This is a genomic window from Oceanithermus profundus DSM 14977 (assembly GCF_000183745.1).
Lineage (GTDB): Bacteria > Deinococcota > Deinococci > Deinococcales > Marinithermaceae > Oceanithermus > Oceanithermus profundus.
Window position 1 is genome coordinate 1,760,438 of record NC_014761.1, and the last position, 25,461, is coordinate 1,785,898.

The 25,461-nt window shown below is 69.7% G+C and carries 23 protein-coding genes; 21 read left to right on the forward strand and 2 right to left on the reverse strand.

From position 1 onward, the window contains the following. Positions 1–24: 24 nt before the first annotated feature. Positions 25–459: a 23S rRNA (pseudouridine(1915)-N(3))-methyltransferase RlmH gene (locus OCEPR_RS08825; RefSeq protein WP_013458372.1), complete on the reverse strand. Its 435-nt coding sequence runs from the start codon at positions 457–459 to the stop codon at positions 25–27. 157 nt (positions 460–616) lie between these two features. On the opposite strand from OCEPR_RS08825, the gene OCEPR_RS08830 reads away from it, so the two are divergent. The 17 genes from OCEPR_RS08830 (at position 617) to OCEPR_RS08910 (ending at position 18,797) form a co-directional block, all read left to right on the forward strand. Then, positions 617–1,726: a thiamine pyrophosphate-dependent dehydrogenase E1 component subunit alpha gene (locus tag OCEPR_RS08830; protein WP_013458373.1), complete on the forward strand. Its 1,110-nt coding sequence runs from the start codon at positions 617–619 to the stop codon at positions 1,724–1,726. 15 nt (positions 1,727–1,741) lie between these two features. Continuing rightward, entirely contained in the window at positions 1,742–2,716 is a 975-nt protein-coding gene (locus OCEPR_RS08835) for an alpha-ketoacid dehydrogenase subunit beta (protein ID WP_013458374.1), read from the forward strand. Between the two features lie 15 nt (positions 2,717–2,731). After that, the gene (locus OCEPR_RS08840; RefSeq protein WP_013458375.1) at positions 2,732–4,081 is read left to right on the forward strand and encodes a dihydrolipoamide acetyltransferase family protein; all 1,350 of its coding nucleotides are present in this window, start codon (positions 2,732–2,734) and stop codon (positions 4,079–4,081) included. A 9-nt stretch (positions 4,082–4,090) separates the two neighbouring features. Further along, entirely contained in the window at positions 4,091–5,476 is a 1,386-nt protein-coding gene (gene lpdA / locus OCEPR_RS08845; protein WP_013458376.1) for a dihydrolipoyl dehydrogenase, read from the forward strand. Positions 5,477–5,575: 99 nt separating this feature from the next. Continuing rightward, positions 5,576–6,040 carry a GspH/FimT family pseudopilin gene (locus OCEPR_RS08850; protein WP_041554140.1) on the forward strand — a complete coding sequence of 155 codons (465 nt, stop codon included), beginning with the start codon at positions 5,576–5,578 and terminating at the stop codon, positions 6,038–6,040. Beyond that, positions 6,037–6,471: a type IV pilus modification PilV family protein gene (locus OCEPR_RS08855; protein ID WP_041554147.1), complete on the forward strand. Its 435-nt coding sequence runs from the start codon at positions 6,037–6,039 to the stop codon at positions 6,469–6,471. Before OCEPR_RS08850 ends, OCEPR_RS08855 begins: the two co-directional genes overlap by 4 nt. 4 nt (positions 6,472–6,475) lie before the next feature. Continuing rightward, positions 6,476–7,441, forward strand: a complete 966-nt coding sequence (locus tag OCEPR_RS08860) for a PilW family protein (protein ID WP_013458377.1) — start codon at positions 6,476–6,478, stop codon at positions 7,439–7,441. A gap of 10 nt (positions 7,442–7,451) precedes the next feature. Beyond that, the gene (locus OCEPR_RS08865) at positions 7,452–9,329 is read left to right on the forward strand and encodes a DUF4900 domain-containing protein (protein ID WP_013458378.1); all 1,878 of its coding nucleotides are present in this window, start codon (positions 7,452–7,454) and stop codon (positions 9,327–9,329) included. Positions 9,330–9,423: 94 nt separating this feature from the next. Next, a complete protein-coding gene (locus tag OCEPR_RS08870) occupies positions 9,424–11,541 on the forward strand; it encodes a hypothetical protein (RefSeq protein WP_013458379.1) in 2,118 nt (705 codons plus the stop codon). Continuing rightward, a complete protein-coding gene (locus OCEPR_RS08875; protein ID WP_013458380.1) occupies positions 11,538–11,978 on the forward strand; it encodes a hypothetical protein in 441 nt (146 codons plus the stop codon). The genes OCEPR_RS08870 and OCEPR_RS08875 overlap by 4 nt, the downstream gene beginning before the upstream one ends. Further along, on the forward strand, positions 11,975–12,385 hold the full coding sequence (locus tag OCEPR_RS12315; RefSeq protein WP_013458381.1) for a GspH/FimT family protein: 411 nt from the start codon (positions 11,975–11,977) through the stop codon (positions 12,383–12,385). Before OCEPR_RS08875 ends, OCEPR_RS12315 begins: the two co-directional genes overlap by 4 nt. Continuing rightward, the gene (locus OCEPR_RS08885; protein ID WP_013458382.1) at positions 12,382–12,789 is read left to right on the forward strand and encodes a type IV pilus modification PilV family protein; all 408 of its coding nucleotides are present in this window, start codon (positions 12,382–12,384) and stop codon (positions 12,787–12,789) included. Before OCEPR_RS12315 ends, OCEPR_RS08885 begins: the two co-directional genes overlap by 4 nt. Positions 12,790–12,804: 15 nt before the next feature. Next, positions 12,805–13,584 (forward strand): PilW family protein, encoded by a 780-nt coding sequence (locus OCEPR_RS08890; protein ID WP_013458383.1) that lies wholly within the window; start codon positions 12,805–12,807, stop codon positions 13,582–13,584. A gap of 52 nt (positions 13,585–13,636) precedes the next feature. Continuing rightward, positions 13,637–15,505, forward strand: a complete 1,869-nt coding sequence (locus OCEPR_RS08895) for a 2-oxoacid:acceptor oxidoreductase subunit alpha (protein ID WP_013458384.1) — start codon at positions 13,637–13,639, stop codon at positions 15,503–15,505. A gap of 8 nt (positions 15,506–15,513) precedes the next feature. Then, positions 15,514–16,437, forward strand: a complete 924-nt coding sequence (locus OCEPR_RS08900) for a thiamine pyrophosphate-dependent enzyme (protein WP_013458385.1) — start codon at positions 15,514–15,516, stop codon at positions 16,435–16,437. A 6-nt stretch (positions 16,438–16,443) separates the two neighbouring features. Then, the gene (gene aroA, locus OCEPR_RS08905; protein WP_013458386.1) at positions 16,444–17,787 is read left to right on the forward strand and encodes a 3-phosphoshikimate 1-carboxyvinyltransferase; all 1,344 of its coding nucleotides are present in this window, start codon (positions 16,444–16,446) and stop codon (positions 17,785–17,787) included. Between the two features lie 11 nt (positions 17,788–17,798). Next, positions 17,799–18,797, forward strand: coding sequence for a DHH family phosphoesterase (locus OCEPR_RS08910; RefSeq protein WP_013458387.1), 999 nt, complete (start codon positions 17,799–17,801; stop codon positions 18,795–18,797). A 386-nt stretch (positions 18,798–19,183) separates the two neighbouring features. Here the strand turns inward: OCEPR_RS08910 and OCEPR_RS08915 are convergent, their stop codons facing one another. Further along, on the reverse strand, positions 19,184–20,434 hold the full coding sequence (locus OCEPR_RS08915) for a glycerate kinase type-2 family protein (RefSeq protein WP_013458388.1): 1,251 nt from the start codon (positions 20,432–20,434) through the stop codon (positions 19,184–19,186). 158 nt (positions 20,435–20,592) lie between these two features. Between OCEPR_RS08915 and OCEPR_RS08920 the strand changes: the two genes are divergently transcribed. Genes OCEPR_RS08920 through OCEPR_RS08935 form a run of 4 tightly spaced genes read left to right on the forward strand, consistent with a single transcriptional unit; the run spans position 20,593 to position 25,461 of the window. After that, on the forward strand, positions 20,593–21,576 hold the full coding sequence (locus tag OCEPR_RS08920) for a LacI family DNA-binding transcriptional regulator (protein WP_245544456.1): 984 nt from the start codon (positions 20,593–20,595) through the stop codon (positions 21,574–21,576). Beyond that, positions 21,573–22,904, forward strand: a complete 1,332-nt coding sequence (locus OCEPR_RS08925; protein ID WP_013458390.1) for an ABC transporter substrate-binding protein — start codon at positions 21,573–21,575, stop codon at positions 22,902–22,904. Before OCEPR_RS08920 ends, OCEPR_RS08925 begins: the two co-directional genes overlap by 4 nt. Positions 22,905–22,964: 60 nt before the next feature. Continuing rightward, positions 22,965–24,224 (forward strand): carbohydrate ABC transporter permease, encoded by a 1,260-nt coding sequence (locus OCEPR_RS08930; protein ID WP_013458391.1) that lies wholly within the window; start codon positions 22,965–22,967, stop codon positions 24,222–24,224. Position 24,225: 1 nt separating this feature from the next. Beyond that, a complete protein-coding gene (locus OCEPR_RS08935; RefSeq protein ID WP_013458392.1) occupies positions 24,226–25,461 on the forward strand; it encodes a carbohydrate ABC transporter permease in 1,236 nt (411 codons plus the stop codon).

Below are 25,461 nucleotides of genomic sequence, written 5' to 3' on the forward strand. Positions count from 1 at the left end.
ATATATCTGGCGTCGTTGCTTTTCTTATTCGCGGTGATAGGCCGACCCTCTCTTAATCGTATAGGCCCTGTAGATCTGCTCCAGGGCGACCAGCAGGGCGAGTTCGTGCTGCAGGGTGAGCGGCGACAGGCTCCAGACCCAGTCGGCGGCGGCGCGCACCTGCGGCGCCAGCCCCTCGGCGCCGCCCACGATCAGGGCCGCCTTCCCCACCCCGCGCAGCTCCCAGTCCGAGATCCGCTCGGCCAGCTCGCGTGAGCGCAGGGTCCGGCCCCGCTCGTCGAGGACGATGCGGTACCAACCCTCGCTGGCCTCGAGCAGCGCCGCGCCCTCGCGGCGGCCGGGGCGCACGAAGACGGTCTCCACCCGGGCCATGGGGGCGAGCCGCTCGAGGTAGAAGCGCACGCCCTCGCGGGCGTAGGCCAGTTTAGGCCGCCCGACGCCAACGATGCGCCAACGCACATTCGGCCTCCATGCGGGGTAGTTTATAATGAAGCGCAAAGGGGTAGGGATGCCAAACCGCGAAAACGCTCTCGCGCTAGTGATTATCGGTACGCCGTGGCGGACCGCCCCCGGCCGTGGCCGGGGTTTTTTACGCCCCTGACCCAAGGAGGACGCTATGATCAAGGACACCCAACGTTTCGAGCCGTTCACCCGCGACCCGATCGCGTTGGTGAACGAACACGGTGAGTGGGTGGGGCCGTTCGACCTCGACCTCGACGAGGAGCAGCTGCGCGCCCTCTACCGCGACATGGTCGCCGCCCGCCTGCTCGACGAACGACTACTCCTGCTGCAGCGCTCGGGCAAGACCAGCTTCGCCATGGAGGCCGCGGGCCACGAGGGGATCCAGATCGCCATCGCCCATACGGTGAAGCGGGGCTTCGACTGGCTCTTCCCCTACTACCGCGACCACGGGATGCTGCTGGCGCTGGGGGTGCCCGCGGTGGAGATCTTCGGCGAGACCCTGGCCACCCGCGCCGACCCCGCCAAGGGGCGGCAGATGCCCAACCACCCGGGCTCGAAGCCGCTCAACGCCTTTACCGTCGCCTCGCCCATCGCCTCGCACATTCCGCCGGCCACCGGCGCGGCCATCAGCGCCAAGATCCAGGGCACCGGCCAGGTCGTCGTCACCACCTTCGGCGACGGCGCCACCAGCGAGGGCGACTGGCACGCCGGCGTGAACTTCGCCTCCGCCCAGGGCGCGCCCGTCGTCTTCGTCGTCGAGAACAACCGCTACGCCATCAGCGTCGACCTGCAGAAGCAGACGGGATCGGAGAACCTGGCCGTCAAGGCCAAGGCCTACGGCATGCCCGGCTACTACCTCGACGGCATGGACGTGCTGGCGAGCTACTACGTGATGCAGGAGGTCATCGAGCGCACCCGCGCGGGCGCGGGGCCGGCGCTCGTCGAGGCCGTGGTCTACCGCTACGGCCCCCACTCCTCGGCCGACGACGACCGCCTCTACCGCCCCAAGGAAGAGGTGGAGCACTGGAAGCAGCGCGACCCGCTCGAGCGCTACCGCCGCTTCCTGGAGCGCCAGGAGCTCTGGACCCCCGAGTGGGAGGCCGAGCTGCGCGAAGCCGCCGAGGCCGAGCTGGCGCGCGCGCTCGAAGAGGCCGAGGCCGCGGGTCCGGTGCCCGAGGTCTGGATGTTCGACGACGTCTACGAAGAACCCCTCTGGCCCCAGATCGAACAGCGCCGGCTCCTCGAAGAAGAGCTGGGCGCCTGAGCCGGGAGGTCCGACATGGCAACGATGACCCTCGTGCAGGCGATCGCACGCACGCTCGACGAAGAGATGGCGCGCGACGAGGCCGTGGTGGTGCTGGGTGAGGACGTCGGCAAGCGCGGCGGCGTCTTCCTGGCCACCGAAGGCCTGCAGCAGAAGTACGGCCCCGACCGGGTGATCGACACCCCGCTCTCGGAGGCGGCGATCATCGGCGCCGCGGTGGGCATGGCCGCCCACGGCCTGCGCCCGGTGGCCGAGATCCAGTTCGCCGACTACGTCTTCCCCGGCTTCGACCAGCTCGTCAGCCAGGCGGCCAAGCTGCGCTACCGCTCGGGCGCGCAGTTCACCGCCCCCATGGTGGTGCGCATGCCCTCGGGCGGCGGCGTCAAGGGCGGGCACCACCACTCCCAGAGCCCCGAGGCCCACTTCGTGCACACCGCGGGCCTCAAGGTGGTCGCCGTCAGCACCCCCTACGACGCCAAGGGGCTCCTCAAGACCGCGATCCGCGACGACGACCCGGTCGTCTTCCTCGAGCCCAAGCGCCTCTACCGCGCGGTCAAGGAGGAGGTGCCCGACGAGGACTACACCATCCCTCTGGGCGAGGCCGTCACCCGCCGTCAGGGCTCGGACCTCACGATCGTCTACTACGGGCCCGTGGCCCCCGAGGTGCTGCAGGCCGCGGACGAACTGGAAAAGGTGGGCGTGCACCCCGAGGTCCTCGACCTGCGCAGCCTGATGCCCTGGGACAAGGAAACGGTGCTCGAGGCGGTGAGCAAGACCGGCCGCGTCATGATCGTCTCCGACGCCCCCCGCCACGCCAGCTTCGCCAGCGAGGTGGCGGCGACGATCGCCGAGGAGGTGCTCGACCAGCTCGAGGCCCCGCCGGCGCGCGTCACCGGCTTCGACACCCCCTACCCCTACGCCCAGGACAAGCTCTACATGCCCACGGTGACGCGGATTTTGAACGCCGCCAAGAAGCTGCTCGACTACTAGCGCCCGGGAGGTGCCATGCCCAAGGAAGTGCTCCTACCTGAACTCGCCGAGTCCGTGGTGGAAGGCGAGATCCTCAAGTGGCTGGTCAACGAGGGCGACGTCGTCGCCAAGGACCAGCCGCTGGTGGAGGTGATGACCGATAAGGTCACCGTCGAACTGCCCAGCCCCTTCGCGGGCGTGCTGGTGAAGAAGCTCGTCGGCGAGGGCGACGTGGTTCCCGTCGAAACGCCGATCGCGCTGATCGACGAGAGCGCCGAGGCCGCGGCGGCGCCCGCCGAAGCGGCGGCGGCCGCGGCCGCCGCGGTGGCCGAAGAAGAGGACCGCGGCGAACGGCTCTCGCTCTTCAAACCCGACAAGACCGAAGCCGAGGTGAAGAACCCCTTCGCCTCGGGCGCGCGGAAACCCGCAGGGCCCGCGGTGGCCGAACGCCCGCGCGCCGGGGTGAACAAGTACGGCCGGGTGCTCGCGGTGCCCGCGGCCCGGCAGCTGGCCCGGGAGCTGGGCATCGACATCGCCCAGGTGCCGGGCTCCGGCCCGAACGGCCGGGTGCGCGTCGAGGACGTGCGCGCCTACGCTGAACAGGCCCCGGCGGCCCCGGCCGCGGCGGCGCCCGCCGGCTTCCCGCCCCCCGTGCCCTACCGCACCCCCGCAGGCTACGAGGAGCTGGAGGAGCGCGTGCCGCTGCGGGGCATGCGCCGCATCATCGCCCAGCAGATGATGGCCAGCCACCTGCACACGGTGCGCACCCTCGTCGTCGACGAGGCCGACGTCACCGAGCTGGTCGCGTTGCGCCGCCGGCTCAAGGAGCGCGCCGAGGAGGCGGGGGTGAAGCTGAGCTACGTGCCCTTCATCTTCAAGGCCGCGGTGGAGGCGCTGAAGAAGTTCCCGGTGGTCAACAGCAGCCTCGACGACGCCCGCGGCGAAATGGTGCTCAAGAAGTACTACCACCTCGGCCTTTCGGTGGCCACCGACGCGGGGCTCGTCGTCCCGGTGATCCGCGACGTCGATCGGAAGACCCTCCTCGAGCTGGCCGCCGAGATCGGCGACAAGGTAGCCCGCGCCCGCGAAGGCAAGCTGACGCCCGAGGAGGTCAGCGGCTCCAGCTTCTCGATCACCAGCGTGGGCAACCTGGGGGGGCTCTTCTCCTTCCCCATCATCAACGTGCCCGACGCCGCTATCCTGGGCGTGCACACCATCCAGAAACGCCCGGTCGTCAAAGGCGACGAGATCGTCGCCCGCGAGATGCTCTACCTCTCGCTCAGCTTCGATCACCGGCTGGTGGACGGCGCCGAGGCCACGCTCTTCCTGCGCGAGGTCATCGCCCGCCTCGAAGACCCCTACTGGCTGATGCTGCACGCCGTCTAAGGAGAAACCATGTACGACCTGATCGTCATCGGCACCGGGCCGGGCGGCTACCACGCCGCGATCCGCGCCGCCCAGCTCGGCCTCAAGGTCGCCGCCGTCGAGGCGGGCGCGGTCGGCGGCGTCTGCCTGAACGTCGGTTGCATCCCCACCAAGGCGCTCCTGCACGCCGCCGAGACCCTGGAACACGCCGCGAAGGGCGCCGAGTTCGGCCTGGTCTTCTCGGAAGCCGAGCGCGACCTGGCCAAGATGGGCCGTTGGCGCGACAAGATCGTCAAGAAGCTCACCGGCGGCGTGGCCAGCCTGCTGAAGGGCAACGGGGTCGAGCTCGTAAAGGGGTTCGCCCGCTTCACCGGCCCCCGCGAGCTGGAGGTGGACGGGAAGAAGCTCGAGGCGAAGAAGATCATCGTCGCCACCGGGTCCAAACCGGCGGTGCTGCCCGGCTTCGAGCCCGACGGCGAGCACGTGCTCACCTCCACCGAGATGCTGCGCGTCGAAAACGGGGTGCCCGCACGCCTGCTCGTCATCGGCGGCGGCGTCATCGGGCTCGAGTTCGCCTCCATCTACGCCCGCCTGGGTGCGGAGGTGACCGTCGTCGAGTACGAAGGGCAGATCCTGCCCGGAAGCGACCCCGAGCTCGTCAAGCTGCTGGCGCGCAGCCTCAAGAAGCAGGGGATCGTCGTCAAAACGGCCACCAAGGCCGCGGGCTACGAGAAGGCGGGGGGCGGGCTGCGGGTCACCGTCGAGCCGGCCGCAGGCGGCGAGCAGGAAGTGCTGGACGCCGACAAGATCCTGCTGGCCGTCGGCCGGGTGCCGTTCACCGAAGGCCTGAACCTCGAGGCCGCGGGCGTGCGCACCGACGAGCGCGGCTTCGTCCCCACCAACGAACACCTGGAGACGAACGTGCCGGGCGTCTACGCCATCGGCGACGTCACCAAGCCGCCGCTCCTGGCCCACAAGGCCATGAAGGAAGGGCTGGTGGCCGCCGAGCACGCCGCGGGCCGGCCCGCGGCCTTCGATCAGCAGATCCCCAGCGTCGTCTACACCCAGCCCGAGTTCGCGAGCGTCGGCATGACCGAAGCCGAAGCGAAAGCCCGCGGCCTCGAGGTGCGGGTGGGGCGCTTCCCCTTCTCGGCCTCGGGCCGCGCCCTCACCCTGCAGCAGACCGAAGGCCTGATCAAACTCGTCGCCGACGCCGAGAACGACCTGCTGCTGGGCGCGCACATCCTGGGACCGGGCGCCTCGGACCTGATCGCCGAGGCCACCCTGGCGCTGGAGATGGCGGCGACGGCCGGCGACCTGGCCCTGACCGTGCACCCCCACCCCACGCTGGCCGAGAACCTGATGGAGGCCGCCGAAAACCTGCACGGCCGGGCCATCCACATCCTCAATCGCTGAAGCGGGTCCTACCTTAATACAACCTGCAGCAGACCCGGTTACCCCCACTTGGGGGTAACCGTCCCTTCGGCCGCGCCGTAGGATTTAAAAGGAGGGGCCTTGTCAAAGAAAGCTGCATTTACTCCAATCGGCTTCACACTTATTGAACTGCTGATCGTACTGGCCGTCTTGGCCACCCTCATGAGCATCGTGGCCGTCTCGTTCGGCAACGCCCGCCAGCGGCTCGACCTGGAGGGCGTGGCCCACCGCATCGCCCAGGACCTGCAGAGCTGCCGCTCGCAGGCGGTATCCAAAAGCGGCAGCTGCCGCCTCAGCTTCAAATCCGGCGGCTACGACCTCGAGTTCTCCACCGACGGAACCAACTGGACGACGCGGCGCAGCTACGACCTTCCGAACCGCATTACGCCGAGCTGGTCGGCCGGTGAGGCGATCACCTTCGATTCCAGGGGATTCGGAAACTTCCCGGCCAGCCCCCGCCCCTACGAGATCACGCTTACCGACGGCAGCCACACCCTCAAGGTGGTGCCTTCCATGACCGGAGCGGCCCGGGTGGTGAAACCATGAGGACGCGCAAGGGCTTCAGCCTGATCGAGGTGCTCATCGCCCTCGTGGTGGTGACGGTCGTCAGCTTCGCCGCGGTCACCACGATGGTCTCCAGCATGCGGCACAACGCCGACAACCGCGTACGCTCCCAAGCGGTGGCCGCCACCGAAGCCTGGATGGACCGCTTCCGCAGCCGCAGCCTTCCGTTCAACTACTTTACGACCCCCCGCACCTACGACTACGGCTACGACTACACGAGCGACTCGGTCTTCACGGCGGCGGGCGACCCCAACTTCGCGGAGATCGCCCAGGAGTGGGGGCGGTTCAAGTTCGTGGTCAAGACGGAGGCGTACTCCACCAACCCCATCATCTGGAGGGTGTTGGTGACGGGGTACTACAAGAAGCGGGGAGGTGAGGGCCGTGTCGAACTCGTCTCGCTCGTTCGCCAGTAGGCGCATGCGGCGGGGTTTCACGCTGATCGAGGCCCTGCTGGCCATCGGGATCCTGATCGTCCTCATCGGGATCGTCGCGGTGGCCCTGACCCGCGGCTTGCAGACGAAGCACAGCCAGAGCGTCTACGTGGAGCTGCAGCAAAACCTGCGCGTGGCCATGCAGCAGATCACCCAGGACCTGCGTTCGGCCTCGCAGCTGGGGCTGTGGAACGACCCCGCCTCGGGGTGCAGCGCCGCGGGCGACGCCTGCTCGGCGCGCGACCGCTTGGCAATCCTCGTCTCCAAGGGTTTCTACACCGCCGTCGCGGAGGCCCCCGGGAACAGCTACACCAACTCCGTCGAAACGGCCGTCTGCGACGCCTCGGGTTTCGATACCGGCGACCTGGTGCTGATCACCAACGGCAGCGCCGCCGACCTGGTCACCATCACCCAGATCCAGAACCTGCGGGACTTCTCCCAACCCTGCCGCCCGGCCACCACCGCCGCGGGCGGAAATCCGCCCAACCACGACAAGATCCAGCACAACCGCGATCGCCTCAGCGGCACCTGGCAGCCCAACACCTACGCCTTCAAGGTGCAGCTGGTGACCTACGAGCTCCGCCCCGATCCCCAGGACGCCGCCCGCTCGGTGCTCTACCGCCGCACCGGTCTGGGCACCAGCGAGGGCCCCTACAGCGGCATCGTGGCCTTCGACGTCGACACGCTGCGCATCAGCTACGGCGTTCCCATCGACCCCACCGCCGCCAGCAGCACGATCCAGCAGCTGCGCTTCTACGACTCCCTGTCCGCCGCGGCGGCCGCCCTGGGTTCGGCCTACACCGACGACCCCAAGGGCAGCGGCGTCTACGTGGGCGGCCTCGTTCGCGCCGTCCGCGTCTACCTCGCGGGAACCACCCCCGCGCCGCTCACCGCCGGCGGCGGCCCCGGGCGTTACGAGATCACCGAGACCGTGGACTTGCGGTTGAACTAGGAGGCAAGGCATGAGGAGAAAACAAGGCATCGCCCTCGTCACCGCACTGGTCCTGATGATGGTGCTCGTCGCGGTGATCGCGATCCTCTCGGTGGACACGCTGAGCGAGATCCGCCAGAACAAGAACAACCTGCTCAGCAGCCGCGCCCGCAACGTCGCCGAGGCCGGCGCGACCTACGCCGGATACGTGCTGGACACGCAGCTCTTCTCGGTGCTGCAACCGATCGTCAACGGCTACGCGACCAGCTTCATCGTCGGGGGCGGCGACCCCACCAGCGACTACGTCATCCCCGAGAGCGCCTGGGACACGGTGGCCTCGCAGATCACGAACGAACTCAACACCAACTACGCCTCGCTCCCGGCCAGCCAGCTGGCGGGCGTGGGCAGCGCCAGCCTCAGCTACGACGTACGCAACTTCCGCATCGCCTCGATGCCCACCGCCGGGGGCGGCGGCCAGTTTCAGACTTACACCGCCGAGTACAAGGTGGTCGCCACCGGCACTTCGGGGAATGGGAAGCGCCGGATCCAGGAAGAAGGCTTCCTCACCGTCAAACTCGGCCGCGCCAGCCTGTCGCAGTGGCTCTTCCTGGTGGAGGACGCCGGCGGCGATCGCGGCTTCTTCCCCACCGGATCGGTTTTCGACGGGCCCGTACACGCCAACAGCAACTGGGGCTTCTGGGGCACGCCGGTATTCCGCGGCCGCATCACCGCCTCCGACGGCGGCGCGTGGTTCTGGGACATCTTCAACACCTGCCGCGACGGCCTGGGTTACCGCAGGTTCCTTAACGCGGGTTCGCGGCCGCCTTGCACGGAGCCGGTCTTCGACAAGGGGTACGACTGGAACGCGCCGCGGGTGGAGCTGCCCACGAACGCGCTCTCGCAGGAGCGGGCCGCGCTGGGCCTCGACCCCACCGAGGACAACAACGGCGACGGGGTGCCCGACCCGGTGACCGACGCCGACCGTTGCTCGAGCCTGGGCATCAGCCCCTGTGTGGGCGCCAACCCGATCCCCGACGGGGTCTACCTGGTCAACGACGGCAGCCGCGTCACCGGCGGGATCTACATCGAGGGCAACGTCGACGAGCTGCTCGTGGCCGCGGGCGGCGACGGCACCCAGACCTACCGCATCACCCAGGGCGGCAACACCTGGACGATCCTGGTGGACTACAACACCGACACCACCACGATCACCGACCCCTCGGGCAACGCCACCAACCTGCTGGGCGTGCCCAACGGCCCCGCACCGCTGGGCACCGGTGGTCCCACGGGGCAGATCTACGTGAACGGCGTCATCGACGCCCTGCGCGCTCCGGACCGCACCGGCCCCGTCCCCACGGACTCGCCCGACCACCCTCCGCCGAGCACGATCCCCCCGGCGCTCTCGCTGGAGACCCAGCTCAACATCACCGCGGTGGGGGGCATCGGCCTGTACACCGACCTGGTCTACGAGTGCGACCCCACCCAGATGACGAACAGCAGCTACCTGGCCAGCCATCCCCGCTGCGCCTCGGCCAGCGGGCCGCTGCGGACGGTGCTGGGGGTCTTCTCGGAAACCGACGACATCACCATCCGCGTCGGGGCGGTCGACGACATCTACCTCTGGGGTTCCTTCCTTTCGGCGGCGAACGGCAAGGGGCTCGCGGTGGAGAACTACAACACCCGCGGCCCTCAGGGCAAGATGCGCCTCTTCGGCGGGCTGATCCAGTGGGAAGACCAGCTGCGCGGCGTCATCGGCCGCGGCGGCAGCATCAGCAGCGGCTACCTGGAAACCTTCGAGTACGACCGCCGTTTCGAGAACAGCCGCCTCACCCCGCCCAACTTCCCGACCACGCGGGTCTTCCAGCTCAACGACGTCGAGGTCAAGCGCCTGACCTACAAGGAGTTCTGACCCCGAACCGCTCCGCGCCCTCCCGGGCCGGAGCGGTTCCCCACACCCCCGTTTGAGGGTACTCGGGGAAGGTCCTTCCACCTACGCTATAAGCATGGGGAAAGGATCTAGACAAAAGGGCATCGCCCTCATCACGACGATCTTCGCGATGGTCATCGCGTTCATGATCGTGATGATCTTTACGGCCAGCACGGTCAACCAGATCCGCAGCGTCAAGACCGTGAAATCCCACAGTGCGCTGGTCCAGGCGGCGGACGGCGTGTCGGAGCAGGCGCGGTTGAAGCTGATCAGCGATTTCAAGAACAACAACTATTCGGTACGCAACTACCTGCGCACCCTCGACACCACCCAGGTGCACACCGTCAACGTCATGGGCGGCATCACCGGCAAGTGGCGGGTGCTGCGCGTCTCGCCCCCCTCCGACCCCTACGGCTGGGTGGAGGTCGCCGCCACCGCGTCCCAGGGCGGGGACAAACAGACGGTGGTCCGGCGGGTCAGCTTCGGTCAGAGCCAGATCTTCAAGCTGGCCATGCTCTCGGAGACGACGAACTGCATCTACTGCCACCTGCGCGTGCGAGGCGACGTGGGCTCGCTCGAGTTCATGCGGCCCGGTTGGGGCACCGAGGGACGCAGCGGCATCGGCAGCGGCGCCCACGAGGGCGGCTCGACCATCTACGGCAGCGTTTACGCGGCGCGCGACATCACCCGCGACGATCTCGACCTCAGCGGCAGCCCGAAAAAGATCAACGGGGCCCTCGTCACCGGCAGCGTCACCACCAACTACTCGGGCGACATGCTCCCCAGCGACACCGACGGCGACGGCGTACCCGACTTCCCGCCCATCAACCGCGAGATCGCCCGGCAGAACGCCATGGGAAGCCTGAGCGGCGGCATCATCTACGGCGTGCCGATCGGCGGACGCATCACCTCGCTGCCGACGGGGTCCAACGTGAGCCGGGTCAACCGGGTCTATAACGGCAACCTGGTCCTCATCGGCACCCCCAGCAACCCCATCGTGATCGACGAGGACATCTTCGTCGAAGGCGACGTGATCATCAAGGGCGTGGTGACCGGCAAGGGCGCGATCTACGCGGGGCGCAACCTCTACACCGCGGGGAACGTCCAGGTGGCCGACCCGCCCGACCCGCCGGGGCGCGGCGTCTGCTCGGGCATCAGCGACGCCGACGAGTGCGCCCGCGCCAACATCGCCGCAGGCAAGGACGAGCTGCGCTTGGCCGCCCGCGGCAACATCGTGATCGGCGACTACACCGAGCGCGACTCGAGCGGCAACCTGCTCCCTACCGCCGAGCGCCAGTCGGCCGACTACTACCGCTCCCAGTTCGGCTTCTACAGCGGCACCCGCTGCTTCGACAAGCGCAACGGCGACGAGCTGACGCGGAAGGGCGGCGGCTACGTCAACGTGGACGGCGAGGCGGTGTCGTCGGGCAACGTGGTCTGCCGCCGCGCCAACCGCTCCGCCTCGGTGAGCCGCGACGCCTACAGCTACGCCTTCCGGCCGGGCACGATCCGTTCCAACGGCAACTTCAAGCCCTGGATGGACGACGCCCTCTACAAGCAGTTGCTGGGCACGGAGCGCATGTCCTACAACAGCTGGCGCGGCGGCTACTACGGGATGTCGCGCAGCGAGATTCGCCAGGACCTGATCGATTCGGGCCTGCCCACCCGCCTGGCCCGGCGTCTGGCGCGTAGGCTCGACAACCGCAACAGCGGCTACGGCAACTTCAGCGAGGGCGGCCTGCGCGGCTTCTGGCGCATCGACGGCAAAACGCTGCGCATCATCATCGACAACGAGCGCAACTACGAGACCCAGGTCTCCACCGTGGACGCCTTCCTCTACGCCAACCAGCGGATCGCCGGCAAGACGAGCATGAAACCGCTCGCCATCTCCGGCGGCCTGATCGCCAAGGAGCTGGGGATCCTGGCCCCGGGGCGCTACCAAGCCTGGTGGATGAAGCGCTGGTACGTGGGCAGCCGCCGCTACGACTTCCTGGGCGACCCCGACAACCCCGCGAGCGACTGCGGGCAGCCGGGCGACCCCTACTACGTCCCCGGCACCGAAGACTGCGCTTTTACCATCAACTACGACTTCCGCTTGCGCAACGGCGGCTTCGGGTTCAACCTGGTCAAGGGCGCGGTCGGCCAGACGATGTCGTGGCGGGTCTCCGACCGCACCACGGAGCACGTGCAATGAACGGAAGGACGCTGAACCTCCTCATCGCGGTGCTGGCCCTGCTGCTGGTGGCCGGGCTGGTGCTCAAGCTGCGGGAGCGCCCGCAGCCCGCGGCCGCCCCGGCCGAACCCCCTGCGGCCGCGACCGCCGCCGAAGCGACGGACCCGGACCCTGCTGGGCGCACGATCGTTACCGAGCAGGGAGCGACGATCGTGCTGGAGGGCAGCCTGGCGTCCGAGGCGCAGAACCCCCCTAAGGCCGAGCCGGCCGCCCCCCTGAACACCCTGCCGCCCTCGGAGCTGGCCCTCACCGACGTCAAGGAGTACGCGAGCGAGAACGGGCTCACCGTGCTGGTGCTGCGCGACGGCAGCAAGCTGCTGGTCAACGACTTCGTCTACGAGCAGCTTCCCGAGAGCATCCGTTTCCGCCTCGACTATCAGCGGGGGGAGGAACGATGAAACGCCGCCGCGGCTTCTCGCTGCTCGAGCTACTGCTCGTGCTCGCGCTGCTGGGCGTCATCGGCGCCATCACCGCCGCCAACCTGCAGAACTACCTCAAGGCCCTGCGCGTGAACGAGAGCGCCCGCAGCTTCTCCAACTTCATCACCCAGGCGCGCAACCGCGCCCTCAAACGCAGCGAGGCGATGAGCGTGACCCTCGCGGGCAACCGGGTCCAAATCTATGACGCCTCCGGCAACCTCGTGCGCGAGGGGCGGCTGCCCCACCGGGCCGCGGTGGCGCCGCCCACGACGCTGAACTTCAGCGGCCGGGGACTGCCGGACCAGCAGTACGTGTTTACCGTGACCACCGGACCCAAGACCCGCAGAGTGGTCGTGCTGCCCACAGGGAAGGTGATCCTGCCGTGAAAAACGCAAAAGGCCTCTCGTTGGTCGAGATCCTGATCTCGCTCGCGATCATCGGTGTGGTGATCGTCGCGGTCGCCGGAAGCATGGCCAGCAACCTGCGGGTAAGTTCGAGCACCAACGAACAAAGCCTGGCCATGGAGTACGTGAACGGCGCGCTCGAGCAGTACCGCATCTACTGGAAGAGCGCCGCGAACTACAACGCCGCCGCGACCCCGCCGCGGCTTTCCGACCTCAACCGCATGCTGCCTTCCACCTTTACGGTCACGATCCGCGCCGACAACCTCAACCTCAACGGCAGCGCCGCCACCGCCAGCCCGCCCCCCATGCGCAAGATCACGATCACGGTCACCCGCAGCGGACGCACCCTGGCCCGCGGCGCCACCCTGATCGGCAACCCCAACTAAGGACGGGTGGCGAAGATGAAACGCAACGGCTTCACCCTGATCGAGCTGATGATCTCGATGGCGGTCTTCGGCGTCATCCTGATCCTGACCACCAGCATGATCGTCAAGAACCAGGAGATCGCCAACCGCCAGATCGTGGCCCAGCAGGCCCGCGAGGACGCCCGCCTGGCGTTGTTACGCGTCAGCGAACTGTTCTCGGGCGCGGCCTACATCTACCCGGGCAACCAGACGCTCACCCTGCCCGACGGCACCAGCGTCACCACCGGCGGTCAGACCCTGGCCATGCTGCTCCCCTGGGGAAGCCCCTACTGCAACGAAGGAGGGAGCAACCCCTACGACAGCACCAGCAGCAACCGCGACCGTTACTGCGCGGTGGTCTACACCCTTGGGAACCGCTCCGACTACGTCGGCGTCCTCGGCGAAAACCCCAAAGCGGGGAACCGCGTGCTCGTCGAACACCTGATCAAGTGGGTCAGCTGGCCGGTCAACTCGCTCCCCACCCGCGACTTCTCGGGCCTGACCTCCAGCGTCGGCGTGGTGGCGGACGCGGTGGTGCCGGCGCAGACCGCCGTCGTCTACACGGCGAACTCGCTCTCGCAGACCTCGCGAAAACCCATCGACCCGCTGCTCCTCTCGGCCAGCGACACCCGCGACCCCACGAACGCCCTCGCGCTGATCGACAACGTGGTGGTCAGCCTGGGCATCCGTTACCGCGGGCAACCCTTGCAACAGGAACGCCGCAACCTCTTCGCCCGGGCCATACCGCGCAGCGCACCGCCCGGCACCGGCAACTAGAAGCCGCCCACCGGTACCCACGCCCCTTTCCCGGGGCGTGGTTCGACTTAAGATGGGCGGTATGGAACGTCCCAAACTGGACGACTTCACCTGGCGCGTGGGCGGACCCCAGGGCGGCGGCATCGAGACCGCCGCCACCCTCTTCGCCCAGGCGCTGGCCCGGGGCGGCTGGTGGGTGAGCGCCCGCCGCGAGTACCACTCGAACATCATGGGGCGGCACAGCTACCTCGACGTGCGCGCGGCGCGAAGACCCACCCGGGCCTTCTTCGAGCGGGTGGACCTGCTGGCGGCGCTCGACGCCGAGACGCTGGCGCGGCACCTGTACGAAGTCAAGCCCGGGGGCGTGCTCGTCTACGACCCGGACGCCGCCCGGATGCCGCTTTCCAAGCTGGCCATGCTCGACGGCGCGGCCTACGGGCGGATCGCAGCGGCGCTGGGCGGGGGCGACCCGGTGCTCGAGCGCACGCTGGAGCGCTACCGCGCCGGCGGCGTGCGGCTGGTGCCGCTGGCGCTCGAACCCCTGGCCCGCGAGGTGGGCGAGGCCGTGGGCGCCGACGCCCTCACCGCCAAGAAGACGCTCAACACCGTGGCGGTGGCCGCCTCGCTGGCGCTGCTGGGCTATCCGCTGGAGTTCCTGGACGCCGCGCTGGCGGCCCAGTTCGCCGCCAAACCGCGCGCGGCCGAGCTCAACCGCCAGGTGGCCGCCGAAGTCTACCGGCGGGTCGAGCCGCTGGCGGACGCCGGGCTGGAGCCGATCGGCTCGCCCGGCGAGCGGATCTACGTCAACGGCTCCCACGCCTCGGCGATGGGCAAGGTGGCCGCCGGGCTGGGCTTCATGAGCTACTACCCCATCACCCCCGCCACCGACGAGCCCTTCTACCTGGAGGCCCACCCCGAGGCGGGCGTGGTCGTGGTCCAGGTGGAGGACGAGCTGGCCGCGGTCAACATGGCCATCGGCGCCTCGATGGCGGGCGCGCGGGCGGCGCTCACCACCAGCGGCCCCGGCTTCGCGCTGATGACCGAGGCGCTGGGCTTCGCCGGCATCACCGAGACGCCGCTCGTCGTCAGCCTCTACCAGCGCGGCGGGCCCAGCACCGGCCTGCCGACCCGCACCGAGCAGGGCGACCTGCGCTTCGCCCTGGGCGCCGGCCACGGCGACTACCCGCGGGCGGTGCTGGCGAGCGCGAACGTGGAGGACACCTTCGCCGACGCGGCTTTGGCGATGAACCTGGCCGCGCGTTTCCAGCTGCCGGTGGTGCACCTGATGGACAAGTACCTGGCCTCGACCACGCGCACGGTCGAGCCCTTCGACGCCGGCGCCGTCGAGCCCGACCCGGGCCTGGTGGCCGAGGCGCCCGAAGGCGTCTTCCCGCGCTTCTCGCTGGCGGCCGAGGGCGGCGTCTCGCCCCGGATCCCGGTGGGCACGCCGGGCGCGGGCTACTGGATCACCTCCGACGAGCACGACGAGGTCGGCCACATCACCGAAGACCCCGAGCTGCGCGACGCGATGATGGAAAAACGGGCGGCCAAGATCGAGGCCCTCAGAGAGTGGCTGGGCCCGGAGGCGATGTACCGGACCCACAACCCCGAGGCGGGAACGCTGGTGCTCGGCTGGGGCTCGACCGAAGGGGTGGCGCTGGAAGCGATGGAGGGGCTGGACCTGGGCTACGTCCAGGTGCGCTTCCTGCTGCCCTTCCCCGACCTCGAGGCGCTGCTCGAGGGCCGGCGGCTGGTGGTGCTCGAGTACAACCAGTCGGGCCAGTTCGCCCGCCTGCTGGCGCAGGAGACGGGGCGCAGGCCGGACCACCTCATCGTCAAGTACAACGGCCGGCCGATGACGATCGAAGAGGTGCGGGCCGCCTTCGAGGCGGTCCTGAGCGGCGAGGCGGGGGCGTATACGGTGCTCCGCGCCGGCGTCTAGGAGGAAGCATGGAGCTCAAACTCGCGGACTACAAGTCGGACCTGGCGCCGGACTGGTGCCCGGGATGCGGCGACTACGGCATTCTCAGCGCCTTGCAAACGGCGCTTTACAAGCTGGGCATCGAGCCCGGCCGCGCGGTGCTGGTGAGCGGCATCGGCTGCTCGGCCAAGACGGTCCACTACGCCGCCACCTACGGCGTCCACACCCTGCACGGCCGGCCGCTGCCGGTGGCCCAGGGGGTCAAGCTGGCCAACCCCGAGCTCACGGTCATCGCCATGGCCGGCGACGGCGACGGGATGGGCATCGGCGCCGGCCACTTCGTCGGGGTGGGGCGGCGCAACCCCGACCTGCTCTACCTGATCTTCAATAACGAGGTCTACGGGATGACCAAGGGGCAGGCCTCGCCGACGCTCGAGCTCGGGGCCCAACCCAAGAGCCTGGCCCGGCCCAACATCCAGAGCAAGGTCAACCCGCTGATGCTGGCCTTCGCCGCGGGCTTCACCTTTATCGCCCGCGGCTACGCCTACGACGTGAAGAACCTGGCGCGGCTGATGCAGCAGGGCATCGAGCACCGGGGCCTGGCGATGATCGACGTTTTGCAGCCCTGCCCCACCTACAACAACCTGCACACCCGCGAGTGGTTTGCGCCGCGCGTCTACGACATTAACGCCGAGGGCTACGACCCGCGCGTGCCCCGCGAGATGAGCGACGCCGAACGCGCCGAGCGGATGGCCCGCTTCACCCTGAAGGCGACCGAGTGGGGCGAGCGCATCCCCACCGGCGTCTTCTGGCAGGCGGAGCTGCCCAGTTTCGAAGAGCGGCTGGGCGAGTTTCTGCCGGGCTACCCAGAGACCGCGCCGGCCACCCGGCCCCCCGGCGGCGAGGCCGATCGCGCGCGCGCCTTGATGCGCTGCCACCGCGTGGCAGAATAAGAGGCCATGAGCGAGGCCGACCTGGAAGCCCGCAGCCCCTGGAGCACCCTTGCCGGCGTCGCCGCGGTGCGGCTCGCGCCGCCGCCGGGACCGGTGCGCGCCGAGCTGGCCGTGCCCGGCTCCAAGAGCGTGACCAACCGGGCCATCGTGCTGGCGGGCCTGGCCGAGGGCGCGTCGGAGCTCGCGGGGATCCTGAAGAGCGACGACGCCTGGTGGGCGCTGGAGGCGCTGCGCACGCTGGGGCTCGAGGTGGAGGTTATGGGCGAGACCGCCCGCATCGCCGGCGGCGGCGGGCGCTGGCCCGCGGGCGAGGCCGAGGTCTACATCGGCGCGGCCGGCACCCTGGGCCGCTTCCTGCCGCCGGCGCTGGCCGCCGCGCCCGCGGGGCGCTTTCGGGTGCGCGCCAGCCGGCGGATGAGCCAGCGCCCCATCGCGCCGCTGGTCGACGCCCTGCGCGCCCTGGGCGGCCGCGTGGACTACGCCGGCGAGGAGGGGCGCTTCCCCCTCGTCGTCCACGGCGCGGGCCTCGCCGGCGGCGAGGTGACGATCCCCGGCCACGTCTCCAGCCAGTTCACCAGCGGCGTGCTCCTGGCCGCGCCCTACGCCCGCGGGCCGGTGACGGTGCGGGTGGCGGGCGGGATGGTGCAGCCGGCCTACGTGCGGATCACCCTGGCGATGATGCGGGCCTTCGGCGCCGAGGCCGAGGAAGACGCAGAGCTTTCGGAGATCTCCGTAAAGCCCGGCCGCTACCGGGGGCAGCGCCTGGAACTGGAGGCCGACGCCTCGAGCGCCGCCTACTTCTTCGCCCTGGCCGCGGCCAGCGGCGGCGAGGTGACGGTGACCAACATCGGCTCGGCCACCCTGCAGCCCGACCTGGGCTTCGTCCACGTGCTCGAGCGCATGGGGGCGCGGGTCGAGCTCACGCCCCGGCGCACCACCGTGCGCGGCCCCGAAAAGCTGCGCGGCGGCTTTACCGTGAGCCTGAAGGCGATGAGCGACCAGACCCCCACCCTGGCCGCGCTCGCGGCCCTGGCCGACGCGCCGGTGACGATCACCGAGGTGGCCCACGTGCGCCACCACGAGTCCGACCGCATCGCCGCGATGGCCGCCGAGCTCGCCAAGCTGGGCCTCCGCGCCGAAGAGCGCCCCGACGGGCTCACCGTCTGGCCCGGGCGGCCGCGCCCGGCCCGGCTCGACCCCCACGACGACCACCGCATCGCCATGGCGCTCTCGCTGCTGGCGCTCGCCGCCCCGGGGCTCGAGATCGCCAACCCCGGCACCACCTCCAAGACCTTTCCCCGCTACTGGGACTACCTGGAACGCCTCGGTTTTCACGTCGAAACGGTGTAAGCTGAAAGGTCATGGAACGGATCAACAACCAACCCGAGCCCCACTACTGGGAGAAGATGCGCCTGGTGGCCGACGTGCTGCGGGCCACCGACGCGACCGTCGTGATCATCGCCCACGAGGACCCCGACGGCGACGCCGTGGGCAGCACCCTGGGCCTGGCTCGGGCACTGCGGCAGCTGGGCAAGAAGGTCTGGTGGATCGTCGAGCCGCCGCGCTTCCTGCGTTTCCTGCCCCGCGAAGACGAGTACCACGAACCCGTCGAGAAGCTGCCCGACGACGCCGTCCTGGTCGTCCTCGACTCCGGCGACCGCCACCGCGCCGTGGGGGCCCCGGTCGAGGGGTTCGTGATCAACATCGACCACCACGGCTCCAACAGCCGTTTCGGCCAGATCCACATCGTGGACCCGTCCAAGGCTGCGGCCGCCCAGATGGTCAAGGACCTGATCGACGCCCTCGAGGTCGAGTGGACCGAGGAGATCGCCACGCCGGTGCTCACCGGCCTGATCACCGACACCGGGAACTTCCGCTTCGGCAACACCACGCCGGAGGTGCTCGAGACCGCCGCCGAGCTGGTGGCCCACGGGGTCAAGCTGGCCGAGCTGACCGACCGCCTGCAGTGGCGCCCGCCGCAGTACTTCAAGCTGATGGGGATGGTCCTCTCGACGGTGCAGTTCCACTTCGGCGGTCTGGCCGTGAGCGCCCACGTCACCCGTCGGATGACCGAGGAGGCCGGCAGCACCGAGGAGGACTCCGACGACTTCGTGGGCGTGATCCGTTACGCCGAAGGCAGCTACGTGGCCGTCTTCCTCAAGGAGCGCGAGGGCGCCACCAAGGTCTCGATCCGCAGCCGCGCCGGCGTGAGCGCCCAGAACATCGCGGTGGAGCTGGGCGGCGGCGGCCACGTGCCCGCGGCGGGCGCGACCCTGGAGGGGGTTTCGCTCGAGGAGGCCTACCCGGTGGTGCTGGCGGCGGTGGAAAAAGAGCTGAAGCGGGCCGGGTTCCTGAGCTGAGCGCGCACCCGCGGCTCGCCACGACCGTTAAAACTCGTGCGGGGGTAGAGGGTAATTTAGAAACAGGAAGCGGGGCGCGGAAGGTGAGTTTTTAGCAGCCCGCAAGCCCGACGGCGGATTCCAACCCGGAAACTCGATGCCCCCTTCCATACCCCGCACGCCAACGAACCCCCGGCCAAGGGCGCAGAGCGCCCGCGGGCCGGAGCCTGTCCTGAACTTGATTCAGGGCGCGTGCCCGCCGCACACCACGGTCGGGTTGCTGCCGATTGGTCAAATCGTAACAATCTTGAGTCGATAAGTGCCAAGCCGCCGGTGGCGGCCCAATCTCGGCCGTTCGCACGGCACGAACCCCGGACCGGGTCCTAGGCGGCCACCCCACCGGGATACTACGGCTCCACGACGACGACGCGCAGGTCGTTGAGGTTGTTGTGGGTGGGGCCGGTGACGACGAGGTCGCCCAGGGCGTCGAAGAAGCCGTGGCTGTCGTCGCGGCTCAGGTAGGCGCGCAGGTCGAGGCGCAGCTCGGCGGCCCGGGCCAGGGTGTCCGGGCGCAGGAACGCGCCGGCGGCCGAGGAGTTGCCGTCGATGCCGTCGCTGTCGGCGGCCAGCGCCCAGGCGCCGTCCGGGCCCAGGAAGTGGGCCAACCAGGCGAGGAAGGCCTGGTTGCGGCCCCCCCGGCCCGTTCCGCGTACGGTCACCGAAGCCTCGCCCCCGCTGACGAGGACGACGGGCGGGCGGGCGGGGAAACCGTGCGCCCGGGCCGACCCGACCAGGGCCGCGTGGAAACGCGCCAGCTCGCGCGCCTCCCCCTCGAAGCGGTCGGAGAGGAGGTGCACCCGCCAGCCCTCCCCGCGCCAGAAGCCGGCGGTCGCTTCGAGCAGGTCGGCGTTCGCCAGCAGGATGCGGTTGGTCACCCGGGCGAACAGCGGGTCGCCGGGCTTGGGGGTCTCGAGCAGCTCCCCGGCGGCGCCGCGCTCCAGATGGGCGCGCGCCGCGGGGGCGTCGATGCGGTAGCGCTCGAGCACCGCCAGGGCGTCCGCGAAGGTCGTGGGGTCGGGGGCCGTGGGCCCCGAAGCGATGGTGCTGACGTCGTCGCCGGGCACGTCGGAGACGAGCCAGGCGGTCACGCGGGCGCGGGTGGCCTGCGCCAGCCGCCCGCCCTTGATGCGCGAGAGGTGCTTGCGCACCGCGTTCATCTCGGAAATGGCCGCGCCCGAGGCCAGCAGGGCGCGGTTCAGCGCTTGCAGCTCCTCCAGCTCGAGCCCCCAGGGGGCGCACCACAGCGCGCTGCCCCCGCCGGAGACGAGGACGAGCAGGTGGTCGTTGGGCCCGAGGGCGCGGGCGAGCTCGAGGGCCCGTTCGGCGGCCCGGACGCTCGCGGCGTCGGGAACGGGATGCCCCGCCTCCACGAGCTCGTAGTGCGCGAGCGGCACCCCGTGGCCGTAGCGGGTGACGCCGAAGCCGGGGAGGTGCAGCCCGGCGCGCTCGAGCCCTGCGAGCATCGGCCCGGCCGCCTTGCCCACGGCCAGCACCGCGGTGGGCGCCGGCTCGAGCCGGCCCGCCTCCGCCGCCACCCGGCGCGCCGGATCGGTGGCTTCGAGGGCCGTTCGAAACGAGGTTTCCAGTAGGTCGCGCATCCTCTCCTCCGGTATACCCTTGACAAGCCGCATGCAGGGCGACTAGCTTAAGTATAGACGTGTAAACGCTTACATCAACGGCAGCCCTGCTTTGACGCTGTGCTTATGTAACCGCTTACATCACGATAAGGAAGGAGAAAAACGCTTTGCGGAGAAGGGTGACGATCTACGAGGTGGCGGACGCGGCCGGGGTCTCCGTGGCCACCGTGTCGCGCGCCCTCAACGGCGGCCGCGTCGCCCCCTCCACCCGCGAGCGGGTGCTGCAGGTCGCGGGGCGGCTGGGCTTCTCCCCCAGCCCCGCGGCGCGGGTGCTGGCGACCGGCAAGAGCCGCGCCATCGGCGTGGTCATCCCCGACGCCACCGGTCCGCTTTACGGCCGAATGCTCCGGGGCATCGGGCTCGAGCTCGCCCAGGCGGGCTACACCTACCTGGTCGAGAGCTCGGAGCGCGACCCCGGCCGCGAGGGGCAGGTGCTGCGCGACCTCTCCGCCCGCGACGTCGAAGCGCTCGTCCTCATCGGCTCGGGTCTGGGGCCCCAGGCGCTGGCGGCGATGCAGGGCGAGCTGCCCGCGCTGGTGCTCGTCGAACGCGAGGGCGCCGAGCTGGCCGCGCCCATGGTCACGATCGACAACGAGTCGGCCGCCGAGCGGGCGACCCGCTACCTGATCGAGCACGGCCACGAGCGCATCGCCCACATCGCCGGCCCCCGCCGCGCCGGCCGCGAACGCCTGGCCGGCTGGCGGCGGGCGCTGGCGGCGGCCGGCCTCGCGCCCGGCCCGGTGGCCGACGGCGGCTTCACCGAGGCCGGCGGTTACCGCGCCGCGGAAGCCCTGATCGGACAGGGCGGCTTCTCGGCCGTCTTCGTCGCCAGCGACCGCATGGCGCTGGGCGCCTACCGCGCCTTCCGCGAAGCCGGGCTGCGGGTGGGCGAGGACGTGAGCGTCGTCGGCTTCGACGGGCTCGAGTTCGGCGCCTACCTGGATCCGCCGCTCACGACGCTGCGCCAGCCGGCGCAGCAGCTGGGCCAGGCCGCCGCGCGCGCGGCGCTGGCCGTCACCCGGGGCGAGCGCCCCGAAAACGTGGTGCTGTCGTGCGAGCTCGTACCTCGCGCGTCGGTAATGGAATACGGAGGTGGGCTATGAGAAAAGTCTGGATGGTGCTGTTCGCATTGGCGCTAGGAAGCTTTGGCCTCGCGCAAAGCTTGGTCTGGTGGACGACGGAGAACCAGCCCAAGCGCATGGAGGTGCAGCGGCAGATCGCCGCCGAGTTCACCGCCAAGACCGGGATCAAGGTCGAGGTCGTGCCCGTCGAGGAAAACCAGCTCTCCGAGCGCATCACCGCGGCCTTCGCCGCCGGGCAGCTGCCCGACGTCATCTTCCACCCGCTCGACTACACCGTGGGCTGGGCCGCCCAGGGCATCCTCGACACCGAGGCGGCCACCGAAGTGGTCCGCGAGCTGGGCGAGAACACCTTCGCCAAGGGGGCGCTCGAGCTGGCCAGCTACGAGGGCAACTACACCGCGGTGCCGACCGACGGCTGGACCCAGCTGATCGTCTACCGCAAGGACCTCTTCAAGCAGAAGAGCCTCTACCCGCCCAAGACCTTCGCGGCGGTGCTGGCCGGCATCGAAGCCTTCCACAACCCGCCCAAGATGTACGGCTTCGTGGTCGCCACCGACCCCAGCCAGACCTACTTCCAGCAGGTCTTCGAGCACATCGCCCTGGCCAACGGGGTGCGCCTGGTCGACGCCAACGGGAACATCACCCTGAACACCCCGGCGATGGTGCACACGCTGCAGTTCTACAAGAAGCTGGCCGAGGCCTCGCCCCCGGGCAACCTCTACTGGAAGCAGTCGCGTGAACTCTACCTGGCGGGCAAGGCGCTGCAGATCGTCTGGTCGCCCTTCATCCTCGACGAGCTGGCGGGCCTGCGCGACTCGGTCCCGGTGACGGCCTTCGGCAACCCCACCTCGGACGAACTGGCCAAGCGCACCGGCTTCCTGGCCAAGCTGGCCGGTCCCGACAACCCCAGCGGCGCCAGCTACGCCCAGATCAGCTACATGGGCATCACCGTGGACGCCGACACCGCGAACGCCAAGAAGTTCGTCAAGTTCCTGCTCACCGACGGCTACCTCGAGTGGCTCTCGGTCGCCCCGGAAGGCAAGTTCCCGGTGCGCCGCGGCACCCCCGACGACCCGCAGAAGTTCGTGAACGGCTGGGCCAAGCTGCCGGTGGGCGTGGACCGCAAGCGTCCGCTCGGCGACATCTACCCGCCCGAGGTCATCAAGACGATCCTCGAAGGCCTCGACGTCGCCGACCGCTGGGGCTTCCGCGCCGGTTACGGCGAGCTGGTCGGCAAGCTCTACGGCGAGAAGACGATCCCCAAGATCGTGCGCCGCTACCTCGACGGCGAGCTGACCGCCGAACAGGCCGCCGCGGAGATGCAGAAAGCCGTCGAAGCCCTCAAGTAACCTTCGCCCTCGGGGGCCGGGGCCTCGCCCCGGCCCCTCCCCTACTCCTCGGGAGGCGACATGCCACGAGGTCTCAAGGCGCGGGAAGCCCGGCTGGCGTTCTGGATGCTGCTGCCGACGTTCAGCATCGTCATCGCCATCGTCATCCTGCCGGTCATTGCCAACTTCTGGATCGCCTTCAAACCCATCCAGCTGGGGGACCTGCGGCCGCCCCGGCCCGCGGTGCGCGAGTCGGTGCGCGCCCAACCCGGCGCCGTGGGCGAGGCGCTGGTGGTGCGCTACCGCGTTCAGAACCGCACCGGCAACCCCATCACCTGGGCCCGCATCGAGGACGCGCTGCCCCCGGGCCTCACCCCTGCCGAGCTGCCCGAGGCCTGCCGGGTGCAGGGCGCGAAGATCGTCTGCGAGCTTACGGGCGGGCTCGAGCCCAAGCAGACCGTCAACCTGACGCTCCGCTTCACCGCCGGCCCCGCCTACTTCGAAGCCGGCGCCCCCTACCCGCGCGACACCCGCCCCGCGGTGGAGAGCCGGGCCCCCAACCCCATCCTGGCGCGCCCCTTCACCCTCGACAACTTCCGCGCCGTGCTCACCGACCCCGACTTCTGGCCGATGCTGAAGGTGACGCTGGCCTACACCATCTTCGGTACCCTGCTCTCGATCCTGCTGGGCCTCTTCGCCGCCCAGCTGCTCTCGCCGCCCTTCGCCGGCCGTCAGGTGCTGCGGGGCCTCTTCCTCTTCCCCTACGTGGCCCCGGTGATCGCGGTGGCCTTCACCTGGGTCTTCCTGCTCGACCCCTTCGCCGGCACGATCAACGCCCTCTTATTAAAGTACGGGTTCGTTCACGACCCGATCCCCTTCCTATCGCAAAGGTACTGGCCGGTGCAGTTCTTCGGGCTCACGGTCCAGGTGCCGCTGGCGCTCACGATGGTCATCCTCTTCGAGGGCTGGCGCTACTTCCCCTTCGCCTTCCTCTTCATCCTCGCCCGGCTGCAGGCCATCCCCAGCGAGCTCTACGAGGCGGCGCGGGTGGACGGCGCGGGCATCTGGGCCAGCTTCCGCTTCGTGACCCTGCCGCAGGTGGTGGGCATCCTCGCCACCCTCTTCCTGCTGCGCTTCATCTGGACGTTCAACAAGTTCGACGACATCTTCCTGCTCACCGGCGGCGCGGCGGGCACCGAGACGATCACGATCAAGGTCTACGACTTCGCCTTCGCCCGGGCCAACCTGGGCCAGGGCGCGGCCCAGGCGGTGATCCTCTTCGCGATCCTGGCCCTCTTCCTGATCGTCTACTTCCGCTACGCGCCCAAGGGGGAGGTGTGACGTGGCCCTCGTGCTGACCCTGCTCGTGGGACTGAGCGCGGCGCTCGCCAGCCTGGGCAGCGTCTCGCTCTTGCTCGTCCTCTGGGGCGGGCTCAAGACCGTGCTGCCCCTGGACGCGGCGCTCGCCGGCGGCCTGCTGCTGGGGGCGCTGGCCTGGGCGCTGGCGCGGCGCGAACGGCTGGGCTTCCTTCCCATGACGCTCGCCGGGATCGGACTCGCCCTCGTCTGGGCGCTGGCGGCGGGCGGCGACCCCTACCGGTTGGGGCTCGGGGCCTTTTGGAACCTGCTCGCCCCGCTGGCCGCGGGCGGCCTGGCGGGGCTCGCCGCGGCCTACGGGCTGCGCGAGGTGCGGCTCGAGCGCCCCGACAGCGAGGCCTGGGAGCTGGTGGGGCTGCGGCTCTTGCGCGGCGCTGCCTTCCTGGTCTTCGTCTTCATGGTCGTCTTCCCCTTCTGGGCGATGGTCGCGGCCTCGCTCAAGCCCCGCGCCGAGTTCCTGGCCGACCCCGCCAACCTGGGCCTGCCGCTGCACGTCTTCTCGGAAGGCTTTTGGCCCGGCCTCAAGAAAATGCTCGTGGGCTACCGCGAGGTGCTCGTCACCTTCAAATTCCTGCGCTACATCGGCAACACCGCCTTCGTCTCGGTCAGCACGATGTTCATCACCCTGGCGCTGGCGGTGCTGGGGGCCTACGCGGTGGCGCGGCTCGAGTTCCGCGGGCGCGCGCTCATGGAACGGGCCATCCTGCTCACCTACATGTTTCCTGCAATCGTGCTGGCCATCCCGCTCTACACGATCTTCACCCAGCTGGGCCTGCGCGACAACCTGATCGGGTTGATCATCGTCTACCTGGCGCAGACGCTGCCCGTGGCGCTGTACATGCTGCGCAGCTACTTCGAGACCATCCCCGCGAGCCTCGAGGAGGCGGGGCTGATCGACGGCTGCAGCCGCTTCGAGGTGATCTGGCGCATCACCCTGCCGCTGGCGCTTCCGGCGCTGGCCTCGGTGGGGCTCTACGTCTTCATGATCGCCTGGAACGAGTTCCTCTTCGCCTTCATGTTCCTCGACACCCCCGAGCTCTTCACCCTCTCGCGCGGGATGGTGGGGCTCAACAGCCAGGAGGTGCCGCGGCAGTTCTTGATGGCGGGCGCGGTGATTGTTACCGTACCCATCATGATCCTCTTCTTCTGGTTCGAGAAGTACCTGGTGGGCGGCCTGACCGCGGGAGGGGTGAAGGGCTAA

What these genes read in the sequence shown, in the direction of transcription:
- OCEPR_RS08830 (WP_013458373.1), top strand. Translation starts at nt 617, where the DNA reads ATGATCAAGGACACCCAACGTTTCGAGCCGTTCACCCGCGACCCGATC.
- OCEPR_RS08835 (WP_013458374.1), top strand. Translation starts at nt 1,742, where the DNA reads ATGGCAACGATGACCCTCGTGCAGGCGATCGCACGCACGCTCGACGAA.
- OCEPR_RS08840 (WP_013458375.1), top strand. Translation starts at nt 2,732, where the DNA reads ATGCCCAAGGAAGTGCTCCTACCTGAACTCGCCGAGTCCGTGGTGGAA.
- lpdA (WP_013458376.1), top strand. Translation starts at nt 4,091, where the DNA reads ATGTACGACCTGATCGTCATCGGCACCGGGCCGGGCGGCTACCACGCC.
- OCEPR_RS08855 (WP_041554147.1), top strand. Translation starts at nt 6,037, where the DNA reads ATGAGGACGCGCAAGGGCTTCAGCCTGATCGAGGTGCTCATCGCCCTC.
- OCEPR_RS08860 (WP_013458377.1), top strand. Translation starts at nt 6,476, where the DNA reads ATGCGGCGGGGTTTCACGCTGATCGAGGCCCTGCTGGCCATCGGGATC.
- OCEPR_RS08865 (WP_013458378.1), top strand. Translation starts at nt 7,452, where the DNA reads ATGAGGAGAAAACAAGGCATCGCCCTCGTCACCGCACTGGTCCTGATG.
- OCEPR_RS08870 (WP_013458379.1), top strand. Translation starts at nt 9,424, where the DNA reads ATGGGGAAAGGATCTAGACAAAAGGGCATCGCCCTCATCACGACGATC.
- OCEPR_RS08875 (WP_013458380.1), top strand. Translation starts at nt 11,538, where the DNA reads ATGAACGGAAGGACGCTGAACCTCCTCATCGCGGTGCTGGCCCTGCTG.
- OCEPR_RS12315 (WP_013458381.1), top strand. Translation starts at nt 11,975, where the DNA reads ATGAAACGCCGCCGCGGCTTCTCGCTGCTCGAGCTACTGCTCGTGCTC.
- OCEPR_RS08890 (WP_013458383.1), top strand. Translation starts at nt 12,805, where the DNA reads ATGAAACGCAACGGCTTCACCCTGATCGAGCTGATGATCTCGATGGCG.
- OCEPR_RS08895 (WP_013458384.1), top strand. Translation starts at nt 13,637, where the DNA reads ATGGGCGGTATGGAACGTCCCAAACTGGACGACTTCACCTGGCGCGTG.
- OCEPR_RS08900 (WP_013458385.1), top strand. Translation starts at nt 15,514, where the DNA reads ATGGAGCTCAAACTCGCGGACTACAAGTCGGACCTGGCGCCGGACTGG.
- aroA (WP_013458386.1), top strand. Translation starts at nt 16,444, where the DNA reads ATGAGCGAGGCCGACCTGGAAGCCCGCAGCCCCTGGAGCACCCTTGCC.
- OCEPR_RS08910 (WP_013458387.1), top strand. Translation starts at nt 17,799, where the DNA reads ATGGAACGGATCAACAACCAACCCGAGCCCCACTACTGGGAGAAGATG.
- OCEPR_RS08915 (WP_013458388.1), bottom strand. Translation starts at nt 20,434, where the DNA reads ATGCGCGACCTACTGGAAACCTCGTTTCGAACGGCCCTCGAAGCCACC.
- OCEPR_RS08925 (WP_013458390.1), top strand. Translation starts at nt 21,573, where the DNA reads ATGAGAAAAGTCTGGATGGTGCTGTTCGCATTGGCGCTAGGAAGCTTT.
- OCEPR_RS08930 (WP_013458391.1), top strand. Translation starts at nt 22,965, where the DNA reads ATGCCACGAGGTCTCAAGGCGCGGGAAGCCCGGCTGGCGTTCTGGATG.